This window comes from Polaromonas sp., assembly GCF_030680935.1.
Taxonomy (GTDB): Bacteria; Pseudomonadota; Gammaproteobacteria; order Burkholderiales; family Burkholderiaceae_C; genus Polaromonas.
The window spans coordinates 28,743-51,317 of the sequence record NZ_JAUXUP010000030.1; the positions used below are offsets into that span (position 1 = coordinate 28,743).

19 protein-coding genes are annotated in these 22,575 nt (G+C 63.2%); 9 read left to right on the top strand and 10 right to left on the bottom strand.

Annotated elements, in window-relative coordinates:
- Positions 1-6 precede the first annotated feature (6 nt).
- The gene (locus Q8L50_RS08470; RefSeq protein WP_305348228.1) at positions 7-1,161 is read left to right on the top strand and encodes an ABC transporter ATP-binding protein; all 1,155 of its coding nucleotides are present in this window, start codon (positions 7-9) and stop codon (positions 1,159-1,161) included.
- An 11-nt stretch (positions 1,162-1,172) separates the two neighbouring features.
- Here Q8L50_RS08470 and Q8L50_RS08475 read toward each other — a convergent pair whose 3' ends face one another.
- Together Q8L50_RS08475 and Q8L50_RS08480 are read right to left on the bottom strand one after the other, a co-directional pair.
- A complete protein-coding gene (locus Q8L50_RS08475) occupies positions 1,173-2,705 on the bottom strand; it encodes a FecR family protein (RefSeq protein WP_305348229.1) in 1,533 nt (510 codons plus the stop codon).
- Positions 2,706-2,716: 11 nt separating this feature from the next.
- Positions 2,717-4,072: a hypothetical protein gene (locus Q8L50_RS08480; protein ID WP_305348230.1), complete on the bottom strand. Its 1,356-nt coding sequence runs from the start codon at positions 4,070-4,072 to the stop codon at positions 2,717-2,719.
- Positions 4,073-4,293: 221 nt separating this feature from the next.
- Between Q8L50_RS08480 and Q8L50_RS08485 the strand changes: the two genes are divergently transcribed.
- Both Q8L50_RS08485 and Q8L50_RS08490 read left to right on the top strand, forming a co-directional pair.
- Positions 4,294-5,043: a glycosyltransferase family 25 protein gene (locus Q8L50_RS08485; protein ID WP_305348231.1), complete on the top strand. Its 750-nt coding sequence runs from the start codon at positions 4,294-4,296 to the stop codon at positions 5,041-5,043.
- A 42-nt stretch (positions 5,044-5,085) separates the two neighbouring features.
- Positions 5,086-6,378, top strand: coding sequence for an O-antigen ligase (locus tag Q8L50_RS08490; RefSeq protein WP_305348311.1), 1,293 nt, complete (start codon positions 5,086-5,088; stop codon positions 6,376-6,378).
- Positions 6,379-6,417: 39 nt separating this feature from the next.
- Here the strand turns inward: Q8L50_RS08490 and Q8L50_RS08495 are convergent, their stop codons facing one another.
- The 3 genes from Q8L50_RS08495 to Q8L50_RS08505 form a co-directional block, all read right to left on the bottom strand.
- Positions 6,418-6,585 (bottom strand): hypothetical protein, encoded by a 168-nt coding sequence (locus tag Q8L50_RS08495; protein ID WP_305348232.1) that lies wholly within the window; start codon positions 6,583-6,585, stop codon positions 6,418-6,420.
- Positions 6,586-6,811: 226 nt separating this feature from the next.
- Positions 6,812-7,219 carry a PaaI family thioesterase gene (locus Q8L50_RS08500; protein WP_305348233.1) on the bottom strand — a complete coding sequence of 136 codons (408 nt, stop codon included), beginning with the start codon at positions 7,217-7,219 and terminating at the stop codon, positions 6,812-6,814.
- Entirely contained in the window at positions 7,219-8,421 is a 1,203-nt protein-coding gene (locus tag Q8L50_RS08505) for a threonine ammonia-lyase (RefSeq protein WP_305348234.1), read from the bottom strand. Before Q8L50_RS08505 ends, Q8L50_RS08500 begins: the two co-directional genes overlap by 1 nt.
- 233 nt (positions 8,422-8,654) lie before the next feature.
- On the opposite strand from Q8L50_RS08505, the gene Q8L50_RS08510 reads away from it, so the two are divergent.
- The gene (locus Q8L50_RS08510) at positions 8,655-11,012 is read left to right on the top strand and encodes an ATP-binding protein (protein WP_305348235.1); all 2,358 of its coding nucleotides are present in this window, start codon (positions 8,655-8,657) and stop codon (positions 11,010-11,012) included.
- A gap of 84 nt (positions 11,013-11,096) precedes the next feature.
- On the opposite strand, the gene Q8L50_RS08515 is transcribed toward Q8L50_RS08510, so the two are convergent.
- The 3 genes from Q8L50_RS08515 to Q8L50_RS08525 form a co-directional block, all read right to left on the bottom strand.
- A complete protein-coding gene (locus Q8L50_RS08515; RefSeq protein WP_305348236.1) occupies positions 11,097-12,860 on the bottom strand; it encodes a diguanylate cyclase in 1,764 nt (587 codons plus the stop codon).
- Positions 12,861-12,900: 40 nt separating this feature from the next.
- Entirely contained in the window at positions 12,901-14,772 is a 1,872-nt protein-coding gene (gene recQ, locus Q8L50_RS08520) for a DNA helicase RecQ (protein ID WP_305348237.1), read from the bottom strand.
- A gap of 99 nt (positions 14,773-14,871) precedes the next feature.
- Positions 14,872-15,264, bottom strand: coding sequence for a rhodanese-like domain-containing protein (locus Q8L50_RS08525; protein WP_305348238.1), 393 nt, complete (start codon positions 15,262-15,264; stop codon positions 14,872-14,874).
- Between the two features lie 71 nt (positions 15,265-15,335).
- Here Q8L50_RS08525 and Q8L50_RS08530 point away from each other — a divergent pair, with 71 nt between their 5' ends.
- Entirely contained in the window at positions 15,336-16,382 is a 1,047-nt protein-coding gene (locus Q8L50_RS08530) for a homocysteine S-methyltransferase family protein (protein WP_305348239.1), read from the top strand.
- Between the two features lie 461 nt (positions 16,383-16,843).
- Here the strand turns inward: Q8L50_RS08530 and trxA are convergent, their stop codons facing one another.
- Positions 16,844-17,743 (bottom strand): thioredoxin, encoded by a 900-nt coding sequence (gene trxA / locus Q8L50_RS08535; RefSeq protein WP_305348240.1) that lies wholly within the window; start codon positions 17,741-17,743, stop codon positions 16,844-16,846.
- A gap of 170 nt (positions 17,744-17,913) precedes the next feature.
- Here trxA and purE point away from each other — a divergent pair, with 170 nt between their 5' ends.
- The 4 genes from purE (at position 17,914) to Q8L50_RS08555 (ending at position 21,614) form a co-directional block, all read left to right on the top strand.
- The gene (gene purE / locus Q8L50_RS08540; RefSeq protein ID WP_305348241.1) at positions 17,914-18,423 is read left to right on the top strand and encodes a 5-(carboxyamino)imidazole ribonucleotide mutase; all 510 of its coding nucleotides are present in this window, start codon (positions 17,914-17,916) and stop codon (positions 18,421-18,423) included.
- Complete coding sequence (locus tag Q8L50_RS08545; protein WP_305348242.1) at positions 18,420-19,643, top strand: 5-(carboxyamino)imidazole ribonucleotide synthase; 1,224 nt, start codon at positions 18,420-18,422, stop codon at positions 19,641-19,643. Before purE ends, Q8L50_RS08545 begins: the two co-directional genes overlap by 4 nt.
- Positions 19,640-20,620, top strand: coding sequence for an L-threonylcarbamoyladenylate synthase (locus Q8L50_RS08550; RefSeq protein WP_305348243.1), 981 nt, complete (start codon positions 19,640-19,642; stop codon positions 20,618-20,620). Before Q8L50_RS08545 ends, Q8L50_RS08550 begins: the two co-directional genes overlap by 4 nt.
- 124 nt (positions 20,621-20,744) lie before the next feature.
- Complete coding sequence (locus tag Q8L50_RS08555; RefSeq protein WP_305348244.1) at positions 20,745-21,614, top strand: ATP-binding protein; 870 nt, start codon at positions 20,745-20,747, stop codon at positions 21,612-21,614.
- A 93-nt stretch (positions 21,615-21,707) separates the two neighbouring features.
- Here Q8L50_RS08555 and Q8L50_RS08560 read toward each other — a convergent pair whose 3' ends face one another.
- On the bottom strand, positions 21,708-22,520 hold the full coding sequence (locus Q8L50_RS08560; RefSeq protein WP_305348245.1) for a gamma-glutamyl-gamma-aminobutyrate hydrolase family protein: 813 nt from the start codon (positions 22,518-22,520) through the stop codon (positions 21,708-21,710).
- Positions 22,521-22,575: the final 55 nt, after the last annotated feature.

Here is a 22,575-nt window from a genome sequence, read left to right on the forward strand (position 1 = left end):
GAACCCATGTTGCGTGTGTCTCTTCACAGCGATGGCCCGATCCGGCTGAACGCCGAGTTTGATTGTCAGCCCGGCGAGTTGCTGTGCCTGGTAGGTCCGTCGGGCAGCGGCAAGACCAGCGTGCTGCGTGCGCTGGCCGGGCTGCTCAAAAGCCCGGGCCTGCGTGGGCGGGTCAGCATCAGCGACGCGGGGGGCGATGCGCTCTGGTTTGACAGCGCGCAGGGCCGCTGGCTGCCACCGCAGCGCCGCCGTGTCGGCCTGGTGTTTCAGAATTACGCCTTGTTTCCGCACCTGACCGCTATCGAAAACGTAGCTATTGCCGCAAGCTCCGAAAGGGCGACAGGCGCATTGGATGCCTTGTTTGAACGCATGGGGCTGACCGGGCTGCAACAACGCCGGCCAGCGCAGCTCTCGGGTGGACAGCAGCAACGTGTGGCCCTGGCCCGCGCGTTGGCTCGTGAGCCGCAGGTGCTGCTGCTGGACGAGCCGTTTTCTGCGGTGGATGCGCCCACGCGCCAGACCCTGTACCACGAGCTGGCGGCGCTGCGCCAGCGGGTGGCCATCCCGATGGTGCTGGTGACACATGACCTGAACGAGGCGCGGCGCCTGGCCGACCGGGTCGTGATTCTGGACGCTGGCGAGTCACTGCAGGTAGGCAGCCCGGCGCGCGTCTTTGCAAGTCCGCGCAATGCACGCGTGGCCGAACTGGTGGGTATCCAGAATCATTTCAGTGGACAGTTTTTCAAGAACCAGCCGCAGGACCCTGCCGGTTTTGGCCGACTGGTCTGGCACGACGCGGTTGCTGCTCCCCAGGCTGCTCAGCGCGCGCCGGTGCAGCTACAGGTGCCCGACAAGGGGCGCCTGGACGATGGCGTCGCGGTCTCGTGGGTGGTGAACGGTGAGCTGGTGGATATCGCCATGGCGGCAGGTGATGGCCTTGCGGGCAACACCCTGCGCTGCACCCTCTCGGAGGTGTTGCCATTGGGTGAAATCAGCCTTTGCACGCTGGTACCGCTGGCCTTGCCCGGCCAGCGCGTGACGCTGAACCTGTCCAGCGCTGCGCTGCGCCAGCTGGGGGCTGCGGCGGGGGCAGTGCTGGATCTGCATATACCGCCGCAGGCGGTGCATGTCATGCCAGTCCGGCAGAACCAGAGCCTTTAAGGTACCGGCGATTACTGTTTGGCAAACGCCGCCACGTTACCGGCCACATTCGGCTTGGAAGTCGTCAGCTGGGTGTTGCCGACCGTGATGGCTGCGGTATAGCCCTGCAATGCCGCGCCCACAAATCGGCCATTGATGGAGCCAGTGGTAGTGCCGGTGCAACCGGTGGTGCAGGTGGTGCCGGCCAGCGTGTGCGGACCGCCGCCGACTTGCCAGGTGGTATTGGCCGGAATCACGTAGACGGTGGCGGTGCTCTGCAGCGCGTTGGTGCCAAAACTCATGGTCATCGCGCTGGCGGTTTTGATTTGCCGGGCGCCGAAGTCCATCAGCAGGTTGCTGCCGCTGAAGCTGCCAACCCGGCCATAGTTGTCGGTAGGGGAGGTACCGCCCACGTAGTTGTATTGCGCGGTGCCTGCGCCCGGCAACTGGATCCGGGGTGTGTCGCCCCAGGCGTGGTGCGAGCCCAGGCGGGTGTTGGAGCCGGCGCTTGGCGCCTCGTACATCCAGTAAGCCCCAGCGGCCACACTGGCGCCTACGGGTCGGCCAATCGACCGGAAAGCGGCGGCCAGAGAGGCTGAATCATTGAAGAGGATGCCGCTGACCTCGGAGACCTCGCTGCGAAGTTCCAGCACGCGGTAATTTCTGGCGTTGGCTTCGATCTTGTTCACGTCGCCCATTCGTGTTTCGACGACGGTGATCTGGTTGTTGTTGCCCCCGCTGGAGACACTGGGCTGCTCATTGGCCGCAACGCTGGTCAGTGGTGCCAGCAATTGCGTGACCGGCGCCGTTTGCACCGTCAGCTGGGGCGATGTGGAGGTCTGGGTGCTTGAGTTGCTTTCGGCCACGGTTTCCCCGCCTGCCGCCGTGCTGCCAGATCCGGGAGCCGGGGCCGCCGCCGCGCTGCGCCCGCGTGCGCCTGAGCTGCGGTCACTCAGAATCGCGGGCGGCGCAAGAAGCCGCACCGGCACCGCATCGGCGCTCGGCACATGAAAATAATCCTGTTGCCCGAACTCGTGCTGGCCGCTGCTGTTGGAGACGGTGATGCGACCATCGGTCACGCCGCCAAAGGTGCCGTTCGGACCTGGCGTGCCATCGGTATTGCGGCAATCGTTGCTGCAGGACACCACGGTGAAATGGGTGCCGCGTATGCCTATGGTCGAGGTGGCGGTGCGAACCAGGTAGTTTTTCTGGTTAGCCTTGCCTATCAGTCCGGTGATGGTGCGCATGCCGCCTTTGAGCAAACCCATGACGGAGCGGTCTTGCTCAGCGTTCTTGTCAAAACGGTAGTCTTCTATCCGGAACTGGCTGTTGGCCCGCAGGGCAACCACCGACTCGTCGGTAAACCGCACCTGCAAGGCGCTGCGCTCCCCAACCGCAAGCACGTCGCCACTTTCCACCAGGACACCCGCCCGCAGCGGCAACTGCTGTCCGGCGCGCGACAAGCTGGCCTCTCCGGCCAGCGCCAGGACCCGGCCCGCAGGCTGGGCCCGGGCGGCGCCCTGTCCAAGCAGCAACAGAAAAGCAACCATCAGGGCGGTTTTCATGGGGGCTCCAGTTATTTGAAGTCGTAACGCAGCTTCAGTGCCAATGATCGGCGTGTGTAGTCAAAAAATCCGATGTTGGCCTGCTGCTCGACATGTTGGTACTCGCCGCGTAAAGACCAGTTTCGGTCAAAGACATAAGCAGCCGAAAGATCAAGCGCGTAGTACTGGTCGTGCCGGGCCGGGATGCCGACGGCAAAGTCGCTCGCATAACGGCTGCCCTGGTAACTCAGGCCACTGCCCAGCGTCCATTTTGGCAATGGTTGCGCAGTGACCGCGAGCCGGACACCCCAAAGATCGCGGGACAGATCTGGCCGGTTTTTGCGGTTTCTTTCACTGCCTGCATTCACACTGGTCGTAAAAACCGGGTTCCAGCGGTGCGCCAGCGTGTGTGTCCAGGCGCCGGTGATACTGGTCAGGCTGCTGTCCCGGATATCGGCGCCGGAGCTGACGGCCAGTGTTTTATTGATGTCAAGAAAGCTGTTGATGTTCTGATAGCTCTGCCGGGAATGTTGCATCGACAGCGCAAAGCGGTTGTACTGGTCGTTCTGGTATTGCCACTCACCCACCAGGGTATTGAGCGACAGGTACTTCTGCCCGTCCACACCCAGCTTGAGCAAATCGACACCCAGTCTGTACAGGTTGCGGCCTTCGAGCACGGAAACGCCACCTTGTAGCGCCAGCAGCTGCTGATCGAACACGTCGCTTTGGTTGCGACCATGGGAGCGCGCCATCAGCATGGCGCCGCCATACAGCGACATACCCGGTGCAAACGGGTAGGCCCCCTGCACCCCCGCCAGTACGCTGTTGAACGCGTCGGCCTGGCGCTCGGAGGACTGGCCCGGCGCGACGATAAAACCCGGTGGCAGGCCAGCCACTTGGCCGCTGCGGATGCCGCTGTTGATGTTGCTGTCGTAACCGACGCCGAGTTCCACAAAGGCGCTGGAGGTGGGCTTGTAACGCGACTCGCGGGCGCGGATCGCATCGAGAAACTGGGTGATATTGTCCAGCTCGGCACCGGTGGCCCCTGGTGCCAGGGCAGAGAACTCCTCGCGCGCGCGCTGGTCTTCACCCAGAATGAAATAGCCGCGCGCCAGCTGGAACTGCGCGGACCGGTTCTCGGGAAACTGGAGCAGATAACGCTCCAGCGCCAGCACCCCTTCGCCGGGGACGCCGCCATTGAGTGCGGCAATTCCGAAGTAAAAATCAAACAATGGCGTGCCCAGCGCCTCGGTCGCCGCCTTGCCGAGCTCGTAAGCTTGCCGATCCTTGCCTTGTTCCAGCAAGGCCTTGACCTCATCGGCGGGCGCGGCCGCAGCCAGTGTGCAGGCCATGCACAGCAGTGAACCCCATCCGCCAGCTTTGCGCATCGTGAACCCTTGCTTGTCTGCAGACTTGTAGGCAAAAGGTTAGCATGGGCCTCGATTTATGTAACGAAAAGAATCCGCCTTTGACGTGACGGGGCGGCAATTGTTGTTTGGCCGCTGCCATCCAGGCCGGAGCGGGCCCAGGCGCGTGTCGGCGTGTCATCTAGAATTCAGAGTCGCAGGTCCTGTCGCACCTGCCAGCCCTGCCCACTTCCAGAGTTCCCATGCCCCTTGAATCGTCAGCCGCGCCGCTTCCCAGCCAGGCTTTGCCACCGGGGCTGGATGCGATTTTTGTCATCCACGCCACCCCGTATGTCGAAAGGCGGGCGTTTATTGAGGCACAGATGCAGGCGCTGGGCCTGCCCTTTGAATTTGTGCTCGACTTCGACATTCCTGCCATCCCGGAAGCCCTGCGCCAGCGGCTGTTCCGCGGCGATGGTCTTTCACCGGCGCAGCAGTCGTGTGCCCTGAAACACTGGCAGGCGCATCAACTGATGGTGCAAAGAAACATCGCCCGCGCGCTGATTCTGGAAGATGACGTGATTCTTTCAAAGGCGTTTTTGCCGGCGCTCCAGGGCCTGATGCGTGAGGAGCTGGCGCTGGGCGACCCGCACGTGACCTTTCTGGGCTGCGGCGGGCATTACTACGTACCGCATCAGCAGATTCGCGCTGGCCAATGGCTTTACCCGCGCAATCAGGGCAAGTTTGCCGACTCCTACATTGTTTCACTGGCCACTGCCAAAAGGCGGCTGGACTGGATTGATACCAATGGCATCACGCTGCCGATCGACCATACGTTTGAGCATATTGACCGGACACTGGCCACGCCGATGTTCTGGCTGGAACCTCCCGTGGTGGAGCAAGGTAGCCACAACGGAATGTTTTCCTCCACGCTGGACAAGTCGCATCCGCTGTGGTTCCAGGCCCTGCAATTTCGCTGGAAAAAGCTCTGGCGGCGGCGGTTGCATGAGTAGGCGCGGGAGCCGGTCCACAGGTTTGCGGAAAAGCCGCCGGTGATGCTCGCCGCCCACGAGCCTCTGGTGGCGCCATCCCGATTGCTCCGGTGGACGCAGAATGCCGCCATCTTTGCGGTCTGTGCCAACCTGTTCTCCACCGCGCTGGGGAACTTGGGATTTCTGGCGTTTGTCGTGTTGTTTCTTTGTCTTCTGGCGCCTGGGCAGCGGCGTCACCTGGACACCGGCAACTTTCCGCTGGCGGTCGCTGTGACGATGGGCCTGTATATCGCCTGGCAAGTTGTCGGTTTGAGCTACACCGATGCGCCCATGCGGTACGCCCTGAAGAACATTTTCAGTGAGCGAAAGATGGTCTACATCCTGCCGCTTGTCCTGATCTTTTCAGACGCCGCGCCAAAACGGCGGTTCTTGATCGCGTTTCTGGCGGTGTCAACCCTGGCGCTGGTCGCTTCATCCGCGCTCGGAATGATTCCGCTTCAAGCCTGGCTGAAGCTGTTTTCGCAACAAGACCCCCGCTGGGTAAGCCGCGTGATTTCCGAGAACCAGTTTCTCCTGCGGTCCAATGTCACGCAGGGCATGGTGTTTGCCCTTTGCGCATTTCTCGCGCTCTGGTTTTCTTTACTGCAGCAAAAACCTGCGGCTGTCTGGGCCTTGCGTGTACTGGCTGCGGCTTTTGCCATCAACATCGCCACCTTGACGAACGGAAGAAGCGGCTATGTGGTGTTCCTGGTCCTGACGGTTTGTGCCTTTGCAATGCGACGGGGATTTCGGGGTGTGGTGGTTGGGCTAATTTCGGCAGCTTGCCTGGCTGTATTTTCGTTTTATACCTTGCCCACCGTGCACCGGCATGTGATGCAGGGCGTGACCGAGGCGCGCGAGTTCGCCACTGCCGGCCGGGAAACGTCGCTCGGAAAGAGAGTGCTGCTGTACGGGGTGACGCTGGAACTGATCCGGGAAAATCCGGTGCTGGGCCTGGGCACGGGAGGATTCAAGCAGCGCTACAGTGCCATAGCGGCGGAAAAATACAGCGGATGGCAAAGCAGACCGGCCGATGACCCGCACAGTCAATACCTTTTTATCCTCGCGGAAAACGGTGTGATTGGCTTGCTGACATTCCTCGCGCTGATTTTTGCCATCCTGCGGTCGTGCCTTCAGAGTGGCAGCATCTACGGAAAAATGGCGGCTGGGTGCGTGCTTGCTTGGTGTGCCACCAGCCTGTTCAGCGGCCATTTCCGGACGTTTCCGGAGGGTCACCTGATAGCCTTTATTGTGGGCATCCTCATGGTCAGCCGCCCCGCTGGCGCACCGGAGGTTACCGGAACTAAGGCGTCGTGAGTGCCACTATGGCTGCCAGGCCATGCGAATCGAATCGCCTCAAGCCATGTAGATGGCAATAAAAGCCAGCAAAAACATCAACACACCGCCAGCGGCCGGCAGCACCAGCGGCATCAGCGGAACAATCGCTTCGACGATGTCCTGTTCCTGGGCGGGCGTGGGGCTGCTGTGTGCGGCATTTGTGGTGTGATCGGCTGGGCTAGACATGGCGGTTCCTGCAAACGGGGAGTAAGCCGCGATTTTACCTTCTTGACTAGTACTGCAACCCGAAAGTAGCGGAACTAAATGAAAGTGAAGGGTTCGTGCCCAGGGCAAGGCGCAAGCCGCAGCGAAGGCTGTGCGCCTTCGCAAGGGTTGCAACGCCGCCAAGGGTGCGAAGACTCGCTTTCATGTTTCGATATTTTCGGGTTGCAGTACCGGTCCCCGGCAAACCTCACAGCAGCGCGTAGGTGGTCGTGAAGCGGCTGACACTTTTGCCGTCGTCGGCGCCCAGCATGTCGATCTCGCCAAAGGCCAGCGACTTGCCGGCGCGGATCACGTGGGCCTTGAGCAGCGCACCCTGACCCGACAGGGGTTTGAGGAAGCTGCTGCTCATCTGCACCGTGGTGCAAGGCCTGAATTCGCCAAAATGATTGATCAGTGCCAACACCATCGCGGTGTCGGCCGCCGCCATCATGGCCTGGCCGCAGAGCATGCCGCCGGTGCGAGAGAGGTCGGCATTTTGCGGCAGGCGCAGGGTCACGCTCTGGCTGTCAAAGGCGTCCACCTGCAGGCCAAGTGCCTGTACCCACGGCGCAAAATATTCCGGCAGGGCCGCCTGCAAGGCTTGAATTGTCATCATCAGTGTTGCTCCATCGCTTCAAAACCGGCGGCCTGCAGCACGGCCAGCACCTGTCCAATGTGCTCGCGGCCCCGGGTCTGGATGACCAGCTCGATGTCCACATTCTGCGCAGCCAGCATGGTGAAGGCGCGCTGGTGATGGACTTCGTCGATGTTGGCGCCGGCATCGGCCACGGTGGCCGTGATTCTGGCCAGCGAGCCCGGCACGTCGCGTGCGCTGACGCGGATGCGTGCCAGCCGGCCGGCGCGCACCATGCCGCGCTCGATGATGGCCGCCAGCAGCAGCGGATCGATGTTGCCACCACACAGCACCAGACCGACTTTTTTGCCTTTGAAGCGCTCCGGGTATTTCAGCAGTGCGGCCAGGCCAGCAGCGCCCGCGCCCTCGACCAGGGTTTTTTCGATTTCCAGCAGCATGACCATGGCCTGCTCGATGTCGCCTTCATCCACCAGCACCAGGTCATCGACCAGACGTTTGATGATGGCCAGCGGGATCAGCCCCGGTGTGCCGACCGCAATGCCTTCGGCAATTGTGCTGCTGCCCTGCGGGTGGTGTGTACCCTTGATGGCGTTGACCATGGCCGGAAAGCGCGAGGTCTGCACGCCAATGATTTCAATGCCAGGCTTGATCGCCTTGGCCGCAGTAGCCATGCCGGCGATCAGGCCGCCGCCGCCAATCGCAACGATCAGCGTGTCCAACTCGGGCACGGCTCGCAGCATTTCAAGCCCGACCGTACCCTGGCCGGCCACAATGGCTTCGTCGTCATAAGGGTGGATAAACACCAGGCCTTCTCGTTCGACCAGCTCAAGCGCGTGGCTGCGCGACTCGTCCAGGGTGTCACCGTGCAGAACCACCTCGGCGCCAAAGCCGCGTGTGCGTTCGATTTTCACGCCGGGCGTAAAACGCGGCATCACAATCACCGCGCGCAGGCCCAGACGCTGCGCATGGTAGGCCACGCCCTGGGCATGGTTGCCGGCGCTCATGGCGACCACGCCGCGCCGGCCCTCCTCGGCAGACAACCGCGCCAGCTTGTTGCACGCGCCGCGCTCCTTGAAGGAGGCGGTGTACTGCAGGTTTTCAAACTTCAGAAAAACCTCTGCCCCGGTGATTTGCGACAGGGTTTTGGAGGCCACGCAAGGTGTATCCAGCAACTGCCCTTGCAGCCTCTGGGCGGCGGCCTGAATATCAGTCAACGCAAGCATGGGGCCTCCTGGCGGGAGGCGGGCAGTTGTGGGGTGTGCGCGTTCATGGGTTCCTCTCGGCGAAGTGGCGATTGTGGCGCGGATTTGTGGCGCAATTCACACGGGTACTCAGGATTAGCGTCTTCCATCAAGCATAAACCTGCGTTATGGTGAGGTGTGTGCACACCAGAAGTCCAACAGGGTTTCAGGGGCACGTGCAAAGGGTTGTTGTCTTCCAGACCGGAGGTCCTTCAATGAGCAAGCGTTCGGGTGCGGATAAGCAGGGGCAGTTGCTGCTGTCGCCGGGCCTTGAAGAGGCGCCGGTGCTGGACCTGATGTGTTCGCATTTTGTGCTGACCCTGGCTGCCCGGCAAGGCGCCAAATTCAATGTGCGGCGTGACCTCAACAGCCTGCTGTCGCTGTCGGGCCGGCACCTGGTGTGGCCCTTGCCCGCGCTGCAGCGCCTGCGGGAATTTCTTGGCCGGCGCTGCCGTGACAACGAATTCTGGCGCGGCCACGAGGCGCTGAGTGATACCGAGTTCATGAACCGCCATGGCGCCTGGCGCGGCCCTTACGAAGAGGGCACCCTGTTTTTTTACCTCGACGAACACGCCAAGGATCAGCCCAAAGACCTGCTGTCGGTCTTGGGCGCCACCGGCGACTGGTTGACCCAGGCGCTGAAAAAGCAGTCCACGCTGGTTGAAAAGAATATTGCCGCGCTGGCCAATTTGCTGCAGCTCAATCAGGCCGAACGCGCGCTGCTGCTTTACGGCACGCTGGCGCGCTACCAGCGCGACTTGCGCTCCTTGCTGGTCGAGTTCAAGGTCAGCAACGCGCCCGAGGCCTACGCCGCGATTGCCGAGGTCGCTGGCGTCAAGGCCAGCGAGGTGGCCGAAGCCTTGCGCGCCGGCTCTCGGCTGGAACGTATCGGCATGGTTGAAAACCTCATTTCCGAGCACAACATCACCGACCTGGCCGACCTGATGAAGGTCAGTGAAAAACTGCCGCCGGTCCTGATGCGCGAGTACCGCGACCAGAACGAGTTGATGGCGGTGTTCACCCGTCCGGTGGACCGCAGCAGCCTGGGGCTGACCGATTTTGCCTTTGCCTGTGACGATGTGCAGGTGCTGGTGGCCCTGCTGCGCAACGCGGTGCAGGGCAAGGAGCTCGGTGTCAATGTGCTGCTGTACGGGCCGCCCGGCACCGGCAAGACCGAACTGGCCAAGGTGGTGGCCCAGGCCGCGGGGCTTGATCTGTTCGAGGTCGAGTACGCTGACCGCGACGGCAACTCCCTGAGCGGGCGCGACCGCTACCGCTCGCTGCAGATTGCCCAGGTATTTCTGAAAGGCAGCGCCCATGCCGCCCTGCTGTTTGACGAGGTTGAAGACGTGTTTCCGGCGATTTCCAGCGAGGCCGCGCAACTGCTGGCGCGTTCGGACCAGATGGCGGCGCCGGCCACCGGTTCCGTCAACGGCAAAGCCTGGGTCAACCAGATTCTCGAGTCCAACACCGTGCCCACCCTGTGGGTCACCAACCGCATCGAGCAGATTGATCCGGCCTTCCGGCGCCGCTTTGCCTACCACCTGGAACTCAAATCCCCGCCGCCTGGCGCGCGTGAAGCGCTGGTGCGCAAGACACTGGAGGGCGTACCCGTCAGCGAGGCTTTTGTGGCCAAACTCACCGGGCGCAAGGGTCTGACACCGGCGCAGATTCGCACGGCGGTACGTTTTGCCAAACTCGCCAGCACCCCGGGCTTTGAGGCCGATGGCTTGGGCATGGCTCCCATCCTGTCGGGTGGCCAGGCCGCGTTGACCGAATCTCTGATCGAGCGGCAACTTAAAAACGCCGATCTGGCGCTGGGCAACAAGGCCGACGCCGCCGGGCGCCGCAGCGTCACCACTTACGACCTGGCCATGCTCAACGTCGAGTCGCGCTTCGAGGTGCCGCGCATCGTTGCTGCGCTCAAGGCCCGTGGCCATGGCACCCTGTGTTTTTACGGTGCGCCGGGCACCGGCAAGACGGCGCTGGCCGAGCACCTGGCCAAGGCGCTGGAGCGCCCGCTGCTGATCAAGCAGGCGAGCGACCTGATGAGCAAATACGTGGGCGAGACCGAGCAGAACATGGCGGCGATGTTTGCCGAAGCCGAAGCTGAGAAAGCCGTGTTGCTGCTCGACGAAGCCGACAGTTTTTTGCAGGACAGGCGCGGCGCACAACGTACCTACGAGGTGACCGAGGTCAATGAAATGCTGCAGGGCATGGAGCGTTTCAACGGCATTTTTGTCTGCACCACGAATCTGCTGGAAAGTCTGGACCAGGCGGCCTTGCGGCGCTTTACCTTCAAGATCAAATTCATGCCCCTGACCGGCGCGCAGCGGGAAAAGATGTTTGTCACCGAAGCGCTGTCTGGCAACGCCGGCCTGCTGGATGCCGGCCTCAGCCTGCGTCTGGCCAAACTGGCGCAGTTGTGCCCCGGTGACTTTGCCGCAGTCAGGCGGCAGGCCGATATCCTGGCGGCGGAATTCACGGCGGAAGAATTTTTGAGCCAGCTCGAGGCCGAGCACCGTATCAAGCCCGAAGTGCGGGAGGCACGGGGCATGGGGTTTATTCAGTAGGAACGGGCTATTCCGAATCGCTGTCTATTGAATAGCTGTTTACGCAATGCACACAAGGGCCAGAGGCCATTTTGATGCTGCAAGTCAGAGCTGGATCAGGCGTATCGCCTTGCGCGAACCATCGTTCATCTCCTTGACCGCCTGCATCATGCTGTCCAGACAGGCCTGCGCCCGCTCGGGCGCCAGGCGTACCGGCCCGGCGAGGTAACCGATGGCGATGTGGAACAGCAGCGGATCTGCATCAGGCAATTCAGTCGTGGTTCGCAGGCCGCTCGCCAGGATTTTGGTGGCCAGCCGGTTCACCGAGTCACTGGTCATGGGGCCTTCCAGCAACAAGGCAAAGTGGCTGTCGCCGATGCGTGCCACCGTGTCGGTCTGCTTGGCCACCGCCTGAATGCGCGCGGCGGCCAGCACCATGGCCCGGTCGCCGGTTTCGCGCCCATGTTTGAGTTGCAGGCTGGCCTGGTTGCTCAGGTCGATGACCATCAGCGCGCAGGGCTGCTGGTAACGCTCGGCAGTGCTCAGCGCCTGGCGCAGCTTGCCCAGCAGCGGCCGGGTGGTGAGCAGACCGGTCAGCGGATCGGTGGTGCGCAAGCTGCTGGCCCGGGCAGAGGGTTCTACGCGCCGGGTGACGCGGCGCAGCAGGCCATAAAAAAGAATCGGAGCTTCGACGGCCGAGCCCAGAATCAACGCGTTCTGGGTCAGAAAGCCTGAGGCCATCAGGCCGAAATTGCGCAGCAGAGGGAACAGGGTGGCGACAATGATGGGCAAAAATCCCAGCGCTATCCAGCGTGCGTGGCGGTCGCCTTCCACCAGCGAGACCCCCACCACCATCAGGAGCGTCACCAAGCCGGCGCTGACCAGAATGTTGATGAGCGCAAAACTTTCGGGCGTCGGGAAGGAGGCATCGAGCAGGCCGACCACCGGTATCAGCCCCATCAAGGCCAGGATCAGCCAGTCCAGTGCCCGGAAGAAACGCCCGGGCGTGGTCACGGTACGCACAAACCACAGCGCGGCTGCGGCGGCGAGCAGCGGCAGCAGGACAATCGCGATGTTGTTGAACTGTGGCAGCTCGGGCCACAGGTACAGGCCGCCCAGGCCTTTGAAGGCGGCCTGGGAGCCGGCAAAGGTGCCGAGGTAAGCCGCGTAAGTTGCAAAACCACGGTCGCGGTAGGCCACTGCGTTGATCAGTGCCAGGACGGTCACCAGCAGTGCCAGTCCGAAATAGGCGCCCAGGAACAGGTGCTCCAGCTGGCGCGAGCTGGTCACCCGCTCGGCGCTCAGCACCCGGGGCAGGGCCGAAAAAGGAATGCGCGCGTGCTCGACCCGCAGGTAGTAACGCACGCTGGGCCCGACTTCATGGCTCAGGGAGAAAATCGGATAACGGGCAGGCTGTGGCCATGCGCTGATGGGCAGGCTGTCGCCGGCTTGCTGCACCACCCAGCGGCCCAGACTGTCGCGGTGATACAGCGCGATTTTGTCCACGCCGGACATCGGCAGCTCCAGTTTCCAGTGCACTCGGGGGTCCTGCACCGTGGCGTCAAAGCGCAGCCAGAGTGCCGCGTCGTCCAGCTGGTATTTTGTATCGGCGACGATGGCGGCAAAAGGCAACTGCCTGGCGTCGGCTTCGACTTTTCCCACCGGGGTTTTGCCGCCAGCATCCACCCAGAATTCCAGCGCCTGTGTCAGGGCCACCGGGCCGTTGTCGCGGCCCAGGGTCAGGGCGTCGACGCCCCAGGCGGGGCCGGCCAACAGCAGCGTCTGCAAAACAAGGGCGCCAGCAAACGCCCGTGCACCGCGCGCCAGGGCGGTATGCCGGAGGGTGAGGGCTTGGACAACTGACGACACGCGCGTATTGTGCAGCAGTGGCCCGGGGTACCCGTTTCGCTCAGGTGGTTTGGCACACCCGCAAGACCTCATTGCCATAGGCCTGCAGCTTTTTGCTGCCAATGCCGCTGATGCCTTCCAGGTCGGTCAGGGTCTGCGGCGCGCGCTCGGCAATGGCACGCAATGTGGCGTCGTGAAAAATCACAAAGGCCGGCAGGTTGTGCTCGCGCGCCACTTCAGCGCGCCAGGCCTTGAGCCGGGCCAGGCGTTCCAGCGCACCGGCGTTGAGTGAAGCTTCTGCCATGCCTTTGACGGAAGTCTTGGTGCTTTTTTTGCGCCGTTCGCCCGCTCCGCCTGCGGCCTGCTCGCGCAAGTGCACGCTGACCTCGCCCTTGAGCACCTGGCGCGCGTCGGGCAGTAGTTGCAGGGTGTTGAAGGCGTCGGGATCAACCCGCACCATGCCCTTGGCGATCAGCTGGCGCAGCACGCCGCGCCACTGCACTTCCGTCAGGTCGACACCGATGCCGAAGGTGCTGAGCTTGTCGTGGCTGTGCTGCAGCACCTTTTCGGTGGCCTTGCCGCGCAGGATGTCCATCAAGTGACCGGCGCCGAAGCTGATGCCGCTGGCCTGCTGCACACGGTAGATGCAACTGAGCATCTTGCGCGCCGCTTCGGTCGCGTCCCAGACTTTGGGCGGCGACAAACAGTTGTCGCAGTTGCCGCAGGGCTGGCTGCCTTCGCCGAAGTAATGCAGCAGGGCGACGCGCCGGCAGCGCGTGTCTTCGGCCAGACTCAAAAGCGCGTCGAGCTTGCCGCGCATCACCTGCTTGAACTCCTCGCTAGCCGCCTCGCTGGTGTCTATCATGCGGCGCTGGTTGACCACGTCCTGCAGGCCGTAAGTCATCCAGGCATTGGCCGGCAGGCCGTCGCGGCCGGCGCGGCCGGTTTCCTGGTAGTAGCCCTCGATGTTTTTCGGCATGTCCAGGTGCGCGACAAAACGCACATCGGGCTTGTCGATGCCCATGCCGAAGGCGATAGTTGCAACCATCACCATGCCTTCTTCACGCAGGAAGCGGTCCTGTCGCTGCTGGCGCAGCGCGCTGTCCAGGCCCGCGTGGTAGGCCATGGCATTCAGGCCGGCGTCTTCCAGCATGCCGGCGACTTCTTCCACGCGTTTCCTCGATTGGCAATAGACAATGCCGGCCTCGCCCGCGTGTTCGCTTTCGATGAAACGCAGCAGCTGGCGTGTGGCGTCGGTCTTTTCGACGATGGTGTAGCGGATGTTGGGCCGGTCGAAGCTGCTGACAAATTCGCGCGCATCTTCCAGCTTGAGCCGCTCGACCATGTCCTGACGTGTCAGCGCATCGGCGGTCGCCGTCAGCGCGATACGCGGCACATCGGGAAAGGTTTCGTGCAACAGGCTTAAAGACCGGTACTCGGGCCGGAAGTCGTGGCCCCACTGGCTCACGCAATGCGCCTCGTCAATCGCGAACAGGCTCAGCAGGCCGCGCTCGTGCAGCGAGCCGAGCAGGCCCTTCATGCGCGGCGTGTTGATGCGCTCGGGCGCGGCGTACAGCAGGGTCAGCTCGTTGCGCAGCAACTGCTTTTCAAGTGCACTGCTTTCTTCCTGGGTCTGGGTTGAGTTCAGGAAGGCGGCAGATACACCGGCTTCGTGCAGCGCACCGACCTGGTCGTGCATCAGCGCAATCAGTGGCGAGATCACCACCGTCACGCCGTGTCCGGCGTTTTGCCGCGCGATCGCGGGGATCTGGTAACACAGCGACTTGCCACCGCCGGTGGGCATCAGCACCAGCGCGTCGCCGCCGGCGACCACATGCTCGACGATGGCCTGCTGTGGGCCGCGGAAGTCCGAATAGCCGAAAACCTGGCCCAGAATGTCCAGCGGGGTGGGGTGGGTCGAGGTGTGCGGCAAAGTGGAATGGGGTCAGGGCGAGAACGTGTTGCTATTGAATCAATAGCTGCTTGCGCAAGCTGGGTATGGGCTGGAGCCCGATTTTGCTTGGGAAGCCGGCTACATCTGTTCCCAGGGCAGGCCGTCAAAACGCCAGCCACTCAGGGTGGAGCGCTGGAACTGCTCGTCAAGATCACCTTCAAAACCGTGCACCACGTTGATCACCTCGGAAAAACCTGCCGCTTCCAGCGCCTGGCCGGCATCCAGCGTTCGCTTGCCCGAGCGGCAGATCAGCAGCACCGGCTGGTCCTTGCCGCTGGCCTCGCGGGTGACCGCCTCGGCAAACTTTTGCGCATCGGGCATCAGGTCCGGGTATTCATACCAGGGAACATTGACCACGCCGGGCGGGCGCCCCACGTACAGCGACTCGATTTCCATGCGCACGTCGACAAACAGCGCGTCGGGGTGCTGCTGCAGGTAGTCCCAGGCTGCTTTGGGTTGAAGGTGTTTCATGGCTAGGGCTATTGTCGAGGGAAATCAGCAGGATTTTGGCAGGCAAAAGCCGGCCCCCCTAAAATGCATGCATGAAGCAAGCCATCTACACCCGCGGAGCGGCGCTCCCAGCCGTACTTGAACAGCGCATCGCCATTCTTGACGGCGCGATGGGCACCATGATCCAGCGTTTCAAACTGAACGAGGTGCAGTACCGCGGCGAGCGTTTCAAGGATTTCCACAAGGACGTCAAGGGCAACAACGAGCTTCTGAGCCTGACGCGCCCCGATGTGATTCAGGACATCCACGAGGGGTATCTGGCCGCCGGCGCCGACATGATTGAGACCAACACCTTCGGCGCGACCACCGTGGCCCAGGCCGACTACGACATGGCCGAGCTGGCCATCGAGATGAATTACGAATCCGCCCGTATCGCGCGCGCCGCGTGCGACAAATTTTCGACGCCCGACAAACCGAGGTTTGTTGTGGGCGCCCTGGGCCCCACGCCCAAAACCGCCAGCATCAGCCCCGATGTCAACGACCCCGGCGCGCGCAACACGAGTTTTGAGGAGCTGCGCAAGGCCTATTACGAGCAGACCGAAGCCCTGGTCAGGGGCGGCGCCGACGTGCTGCTGGTCGAGACGATTTTTGACACGCTCAACGCCAAGGCCGCGCTGTTTGCGATTGACGAGTATTTCGACAACAGTGGCGAGCGGCTGCCGCTGATCATCAGCGGCACCGTGACCGACGCCTCGGGCCGCATCCTGAGCGGCCAGACCGTCACCGCCTTCTGGCACAGCATTCGCCACGCGCAGCCGCTGGCCGTGGGGCTGAACTGCGCGCTCGGCGCGGCGCTGATGCGCCCCTACATCCAGGAGCTGGCGCGCGTGGCGGGCGACACCTTCATCAGCTGCTACCCCAACGCCGGCCTGCCCAACCCGATGAGCGACACCGGCTTTGACGAAACGCCGGACGTGACCTCCCGGCTTGTGCGCGAGTTTGCGGCTGAAGGGCTGGTCAACATCGTGGGTGGCTGCTGCGGCACGACGCCGGAGCACATTGGCGCGATTCATGACGCCGTCAAGCCTTTGGCGCCGCGCGGGATTCAGCGCGGATTCTTTTACAAGGAAGCTGCCTGAGGGGCTGTCATCCGGGGCTTGAGCCCCCATGGCACCAGGTTAAGCCTCGACGGCATGATGCCGCCGACGAGACGCGCTGGCGGGATCGGGCCGGCAGGGCACTCTGCGCAGCGAATGTCCCCCGGCCCGGGAAGGGCCTCCTCCTTTATTTCGCTGCGCAGAGTGCCCAACCGCCCCGATCAGTCACTGCCGTGGCTGCCGAGGTGTCGAAAACCACGGCCCGTCCCCGGGACAGGGATGCCGGATGGCCGCAGTGGCGAAATAAAGGAGGAGGCGCCCTCCCGGCGCCGGGGGACATTCGCTGCTGCGGTCATCCGGCGTCCATACCCCGCGCGAAACCTTCCGCCCGCGACGCGAGCAAAGCGACCTGAAATGATCCGCCGCTCCGGGGCACAACATGCGCCGTCTAGGCTTAACCATCGTGCCATGGGGGATCAGGCCCGAGATGACAAAGCAGGTCGTCAGCTCAATACAACACTGCTCAACCGCCGCCGGTAAGTAGCCACGACAGGATCATTCGGCGGAATCTGCCCGTCAGCGACCTTGACTTTGGGTGGCTCGATGATTTCGAGGATGGACACAAAGGTCTTGCGCGCCAGCTCCTCGTTCCACGACTTGTCGCGCATCAATATCTCCAGCAACTCGTCCATCGCTGCCACCCACTGTAGTTGGCTCATGTGCAACTGCGCCAGGGCGTAACGCGTTTCGAAATCACGCTTGTTGGTCAGAAGTTTGGCATCAAATCCGGCTTTAGCCGCCGCTACATCTGCGTGACCAGCTCCTGATTCAATAGCATTGAACCAGTGTTGCAAGGCTTCGAACTTGCGTACCAGAGGCACTTTCGGCAACGCGGGCGCAAACGCCGCCTTCGCATGGTCGAGCTGGCCGTGTTGCAGCAGCCGCCGCACATAGTCGAACAGCGCGCCGTCGTTGGACGGGTCGTTGGCGACGGCAGCCTTGAGTTTTTCCAGCACGGCGGCGGGGCTGGTGTCTTCGGGCTCCGGCTTGGCCTCTTCAGGCGGCGGCAGTTCTTCGGCTGGCGGCAGGTGTTTGTCGAGGAATTCCTTGACCTTGCCTTCGGGCAGCGCACCCTGGAAACCATCGACCGGCTGGCCGTTGACCATCAGGATGCAGGTCGGAATGCTCTTGATGCCAAAAGCGGCGCCCAGTTGCTGCTCCTGGTCTGAATCGATCTTGACCAGTTTGAAGCGCCCGCCGTAAGCCACTTCAACTTTCTCGAGGATGGGCCCGAGTGATTTACAGGGTCCACACCAGGGCGCCCAGAAATCAATCAGCACGGGGATGGTCATGGAAGCCGTTATGACTTCCTCTTCAAAATTGGCAATGGTGACGTCGATCATGGTGCTGGACAAATAGGGGTGGGTGAGGCAATTTTCAACAGGCGCAGAGCGCGCTGCGCTGGCACGATAGCACGCGGCGGCCGGGGCGGGCAGCGTCACCGCCTTGAGCAGCCCGTAAAATCACCGCTGACACCGAACGATTGACGGCACAGCCGGCCCGGAAGGCAAACATGACAACAACCCAAGATCAGAAGGCGCCGCTTGTGGGCGTGGTGATGGGCTCCAGCAGCGACTGGACCACCATGCAGCATGCCGTGCAGATTCTCCAGCAGTTCGGCGTGGCGCATGAGGCGCGGGTGGTCTCGGCCCACCGCATGCCCGACGAGCTGTTTGCCTATGCTGAACAGGCTGCGGGGCGCGGATTGCGGGCCATCATTGCCGGCGCCGGCGGCGCTGCCCACCTGCCGGGCATGCTGGCCGCCAAAACCGCCGTGCCCATTCTGGGCGTGCCGGTGGCCAGCAACCACCTGCAGGGTGTTGATTCGCTGCACAGCATTGTGCAAATGCCCAAGGGCGTGCCGGTGGCCACCTTTGCCATTGGCAACGCCGGGGCCGCCAATGCCGCGTTGTTTGCCGTGGCCATGCTGGCCACCCATGACAAAACCCTGGCCGACAAACTGCAGGCCTTCCGCGCCGAACAAACCGCAGCGGCGCGCGCCATGACGCTGCCGCCGGCATGAATTTTTCGCCGATTTTCCCTGGCGGTGTTGACGCCTCGGGCCAGCCCGCCACCCTGGGTGTGATGGGCGGCGGCCAGCTGGGCCGCATGTTTGTGCATGCTGCGCAGCGCCTCGGTTATTTCACGGCGGTGCTGGATCCCGACGCAGACAGCCCGGCTGGCCGCGTCAGCCACCACCATATCCAGACCGGTTACAGCGACGCAGCAGGTCTGGCGCAACTGGCGTCCATCTGCGCCGCCGTCACCACCGAATTTGAAAACGTCCCGGCGGACGCGTTACAGGCGCTGGCAGCGCAGCGGCCGGTGGCGCCTGGCGCAGCGGCGGTGGCCATTGCGCAAAACCGCATCGAGGAAAAAGCCCACTTCAGCGCCAGCGCCGGTGTGGCGGGCGTGAGCTGCGCGCCCTATGCGGTCATCACCACGGCAGAACAGCTGCGCGCCGTGCCGACCGATCTGCTGCCCGGCATTTTGAAAACCGCACGTATGGGTTACGACGGCAAGGGCCAGGTGCGTATTGCCAACATGGCCGAGCTGGCGGTGGCGTGGGCTGATTTGAAGGGCGTGCCCTGCGTGCTGGAAAAACTGCTGCCGCTGAAGGCCGAGTGTTCGGTCATCGTCGCGCGCGGCTGGGGCGGTGAGGTGGTGGGTTTTGCGCCGCAGTACAACGTGCATGTGGACGGCATTCTTGCATTCACCGCGGCTTATGCGTCAAATATGCCTCCAGCCCTTGCGCAACGGGCGCGGGCAGCTACTGAATCAATAGCAAATCACATCCGCTATGTGGGTGTGCTGTGTGTCGAGTTTTTTGTGATAGACGACGGCAGTGCCGACGGCGCACTGGTCGTCAACGAAATGGCGCCACGCCCCCACAACAGCGGCCACTACACGATGGACGCCTGCGACGTCTCGCAGTTTGACCTGCAGGTGCACGCCATGGCGGGATTGCCGCTGCCGGTGCCGCGCCAGCATTCGCCGGCCATCATGCTCAACCTGCTGGGCGATGTGTGGCTGGACGCCGCGGGCCAGGCGCGCACGCCCGACTGGCAAACCGTGCTGGCCCTGCCCGGCACCCATTTGCACCTGTACGGCAAGCTCGAAGCGCGCCCCGGCCGCAAGATGGGCCATCTCACCATCACAGGGGCCGATGTGGCGTCTGTGCAGGCGGTGGCGCGCCAGGCTGCACAGGTTCTGGGACTGCCGGGGCTGGACGCGCTGCGATGATTCGCGATGGCAGCGATCCGGCGGCGATTGCCGAGGCCGCGCGGGTGATCCGCTCTGGCGGCCTGGTCGGCTTTGCCACCGAAACCGTGTACGGCCTGGGCGCCGATGCGTCCAGTGACAGCGCGGTTGCCGGTATCTTTGTGGCCAAAGGCCGGCCCAGCGACCACCCGCTGATCGTGCATGTCGCCGAGCCGGCACAGGTCAGCGATTACGCTGTCGACGTTCCGCCGTTTGCCGAGCGGCTGATGAAAACGCTGTGGCCCGGGCCTCTGACCGTGATCCTGCCGCGCAAGCCTGGCGTCGCAGCTGCGGCCGCTGGCGGCCAGAACTCGATTGGCCTGCGCTGCCCCGCGCACCCGCTGGCGCACGCCTTGCTGGCGGCCTGCGCCACAGGTGTAGCAGCGCCCAGCGCCAACCGCTTTGGTCGCGTCAGTCCGACGACTGCACAACATGTGGCCCAGGAGTTTGGCGACGGCCTGCTGGTGCTGGACGGCGGGCCTTGCGAGGTCGGTATCGAGTCCAGCATCGTGGACTGCACCCGCAGCCGCCCGGTGCTGCTGCGACCTGGCGTGCTGACCCGCGCGCAGCTCGAAGCGGCCTGCGGCGAGGCGGTGCTGAGCAACGAGGAGTTCACCGGCGCCGGGGCCCCGCGTGCCTCCGGTACCCTGGAATCACACTACGCACCCGATGCCAGGGTGCGGCTGATGGACGCCACTGCGATACAGACTGCACTTGACCTGCTGGGCCCTGAGGCCGCACACATTGCGGTGTATGCGCGCACCATCGTGCGCATCAAATCCACGCAGGTGTTGTACCGGCGCATGCCCGCCGACGCGCCAGCCACCGCGCAGCAGCTGTTTGCGGTGCTGCGCGGCTTTGATGCGCAAGGCGTCAAGCTGATCTGGGTGGAACACCCGCCGGCCGATACCGCATGGGACGGTGTGCGGGACCGGCTGGTCCGGGCGGCGGCGGGTTGACGGGCCCGCATGGTGCAGTGCATAGTGATGCATAGACTCTTTGCGAGGAAAGCACAACGATGACATCGAGACTCATGGCAGCCCGCCATACCTTCAGGCGGGGTTTGCAGACGCCCACTCCCACATGACCGCCTCTGCCGACTCTCCAAAAATCAGCGCCGTACCCGCCATGGCGGCGTTGCTGGAGCAAATACGTGAGGGCATTGACCCCGCCGGCGCCGAGCAGGAAATCCTGCGCATCACCAGTTTGCTGGAGGACGAGCTGAACCAGCGCAGTGCCGAGGTGGTGGCGGCCAACAAAGAGCTGGAAAACTTTTCGTACTCGGTCTCACACGACCTGCGCGCACCGCTGAGCACCATCGACGGCTTCAGCCGCCTGCTGGAAGGCGCGGTGACCAAGGGTAATGCGGAACGCAGCACGCACTACCTGCAGCGCATACGCTTGGGCGTGGGCAATATCAATGAACTGATCGCTGCCCTGCTGGCGGTGTCGCGCCTGTTGCGTGCGCCCATGGCGCCGCAGGCGGTGGATCTGGGGGCGCTGGCCGCAGAGGTATTTGCAACGCTGCAGCAGGCCGAGCCTGAGCGCCAGGTGCAGCTCAGCATCCAGCCGGCGTTGCGGGTGCGCGGTGATCCGGCCCTGCTCAGGCAACTGGTCGAACATCTGGCCGGCAACGCCTGGAAGTTCAGCTCCAAAACCGCCGATGCGCAGATCGCCGTTGGCAGCCAGCCCGGGCCTGATGGCGAGACGGTCTACTTTTTTCGCGACAACGGCGCAGGCTTTGACATGGCGCACGCCGACAAGCTGTTTGGCATTTTTCAGCGCATGCATGTGTCCTCGGACTTTCCGGGCATTGGCGCGGGCCTGAGCACGGTGCAGCGCATTGTCATGCGCCATGGCGGGCGGGTCTGGGCGCAGGCGCTGCCCGGGCAGGGAACTACGATTTACTTCACGCTGGCCATGCCAGCTACTGGCGCAGCCGATAAGGGCTGACCGTGGGGTTGATGCAGATTGCTACGGTTTTTATAGCTGTTTGCGCAAGCCCGGTATGGGCAAAACACCGTTTTTTTTATAGCCGACGACAGTTCAGGCTGACAGCCGTTTTTTTGTGGCCGCCACCGCCGCCAGAAAGTCTTCCAGCACCGCCGCGTCGTCAATCGTGTCCGAGCCTGGCTTGTGAAATTCGGGGTGCCATTGCAGTGCCGCGATATAACTTTTGGCCGGGTCTTTGCGGCGTATCGCTTCCACAATGCCGTCCGGCACACTGAAGGCCTCGGCCTCGAACTCGGGCGCCAGGGCCTTGATACCCTGATGGTGGATGCTGTTGACACGCACCCGCTCCACGCCGGGATACAGCCGCGACAACTGTGAGCCCTGCACGATCTCCACGCTGTGAAAGTTCTGGTCGTAGCTCACCGCGTCGCGGTGAACAAAAGAGTCAGGCACCTGGGTGGAGATATCCTGGTACAGGGTGCCGCCATAGGCCACATTGAGCAGTTGCAGCCCCCGGCAGATGCCGAAGACCGGCTTGCCGGCTTTTTCGAAAGAGGCGACCAGCGCCTTGTCGTAGTCGTCGCGGACACGGTCGCCTGACCAGCGTTCCTCCAGCGGGTCTTCGCCGTAACTGCCGGGCCAGACATCGGCGCCGCCGTGCAACACCAGGCCGTCCAGCCACTCGGCGTAGTCGTCGAAGTTCACGTCGCCGCGCTGCGTTTCGCCGGTCGGGCAGGGCACCATGACCACCATGGCACCGGAGGACATGATCCAGTGCGCTACCGTCTGCTCAACATACTGCAGGGTTTTGCCCGTGAACAGCGAACGTGCCGGGTCGGCGTGGGAAAAGCAGGCCGACAGGCCAATTTTCAGACGGGTGCGCATGTGGCGCCGGCTGCTGTTCATGTCTGTGGTTTTGCGCATCGCGGGTTCAGTGGCGGGTTATCGGTTCGTCGGGAGG

Coding starts and splice junctions, on each gene's coding strand:
- Q8L50_RS08470 (WP_305348228.1), top strand. CDS start 7: ATGTTGCGTGTGTCTCTTCACAGCGATGGCCCGATCCGGCTGAACGCC.
- Q8L50_RS08475 (WP_305348229.1), bottom strand. CDS start 2,705: ATGAAAACCGCCCTGATGGTTGCTTTTCTGTTGCTGCTTGGACAGGGC.
- Q8L50_RS08480 (WP_305348230.1), bottom strand. CDS start 4,072: ATGCGCAAAGCTGGCGGATGGGGTTCACTGCTGTGCATGGCCTGCACA.
- Q8L50_RS08485 (WP_305348231.1), top strand. CDS start 4,294: ATGCCCCTTGAATCGTCAGCCGCGCCGCTTCCCAGCCAGGCTTTGCCA.
- Q8L50_RS08490 (WP_305348311.1), top strand. CDS start 5,086: ATGCTCGCCGCCCACGAGCCTCTGGTGGCGCCATCCCGATTGCTCCGG.
- Q8L50_RS08495 (WP_305348232.1), bottom strand. CDS start 6,585: ATGTCTAGCCCAGCCGATCACACCACAAATGCCGCACACAGCAGCCCC.
- Q8L50_RS08500 (WP_305348233.1), bottom strand. CDS start 7,219: ATGATGACAATTCAAGCCTTGCAGGCGGCCCTGCCGGAATATTTTGCG.
- Q8L50_RS08505 (WP_305348234.1), bottom strand. CDS start 8,421: ATGCTTGCGTTGACTGATATTCAGGCCGCCGCCCAGAGGCTGCAAGGG.
- Q8L50_RS08510 (WP_305348235.1), top strand. CDS start 8,655: ATGAGCAAGCGTTCGGGTGCGGATAAGCAGGGGCAGTTGCTGCTGTCG.
- Q8L50_RS08525 (WP_305348238.1), bottom strand. CDS start 15,264: ATGAAACACCTTCAACCCAAAGCAGCCTGGGACTACCTGCAGCAGCAC.
- Q8L50_RS08530 (WP_305348239.1), top strand. CDS start 15,336: ATGAAGCAAGCCATCTACACCCGCGGAGCGGCGCTCCCAGCCGTACTT.
- trxA (WP_305348240.1), bottom strand. CDS start 17,743: ATGATCGACGTCACCATTGCCAATTTTGAAGAGGAAGTCATAACGGCT.
- purE (WP_305348241.1), top strand. CDS start 17,914: ATGACAACAACCCAAGATCAGAAGGCGCCGCTTGTGGGCGTGGTGATG.
- Q8L50_RS08545 (WP_305348242.1), top strand. CDS start 18,420: ATGAATTTTTCGCCGATTTTCCCTGGCGGTGTTGACGCCTCGGGCCAG.
- Q8L50_RS08550 (WP_305348243.1), top strand. CDS start 19,640: ATGATTCGCGATGGCAGCGATCCGGCGGCGATTGCCGAGGCCGCGCGG.
- Q8L50_RS08555 (WP_305348244.1), top strand. CDS start 20,745: ATGACCGCCTCTGCCGACTCTCCAAAAATCAGCGCCGTACCCGCCATG.
- Q8L50_RS08560 (WP_305348245.1), bottom strand. CDS start 22,520: ATGAACAGCAGCCGGCGCCACATGCGCACCCGTCTGAAAATTGGCCTG.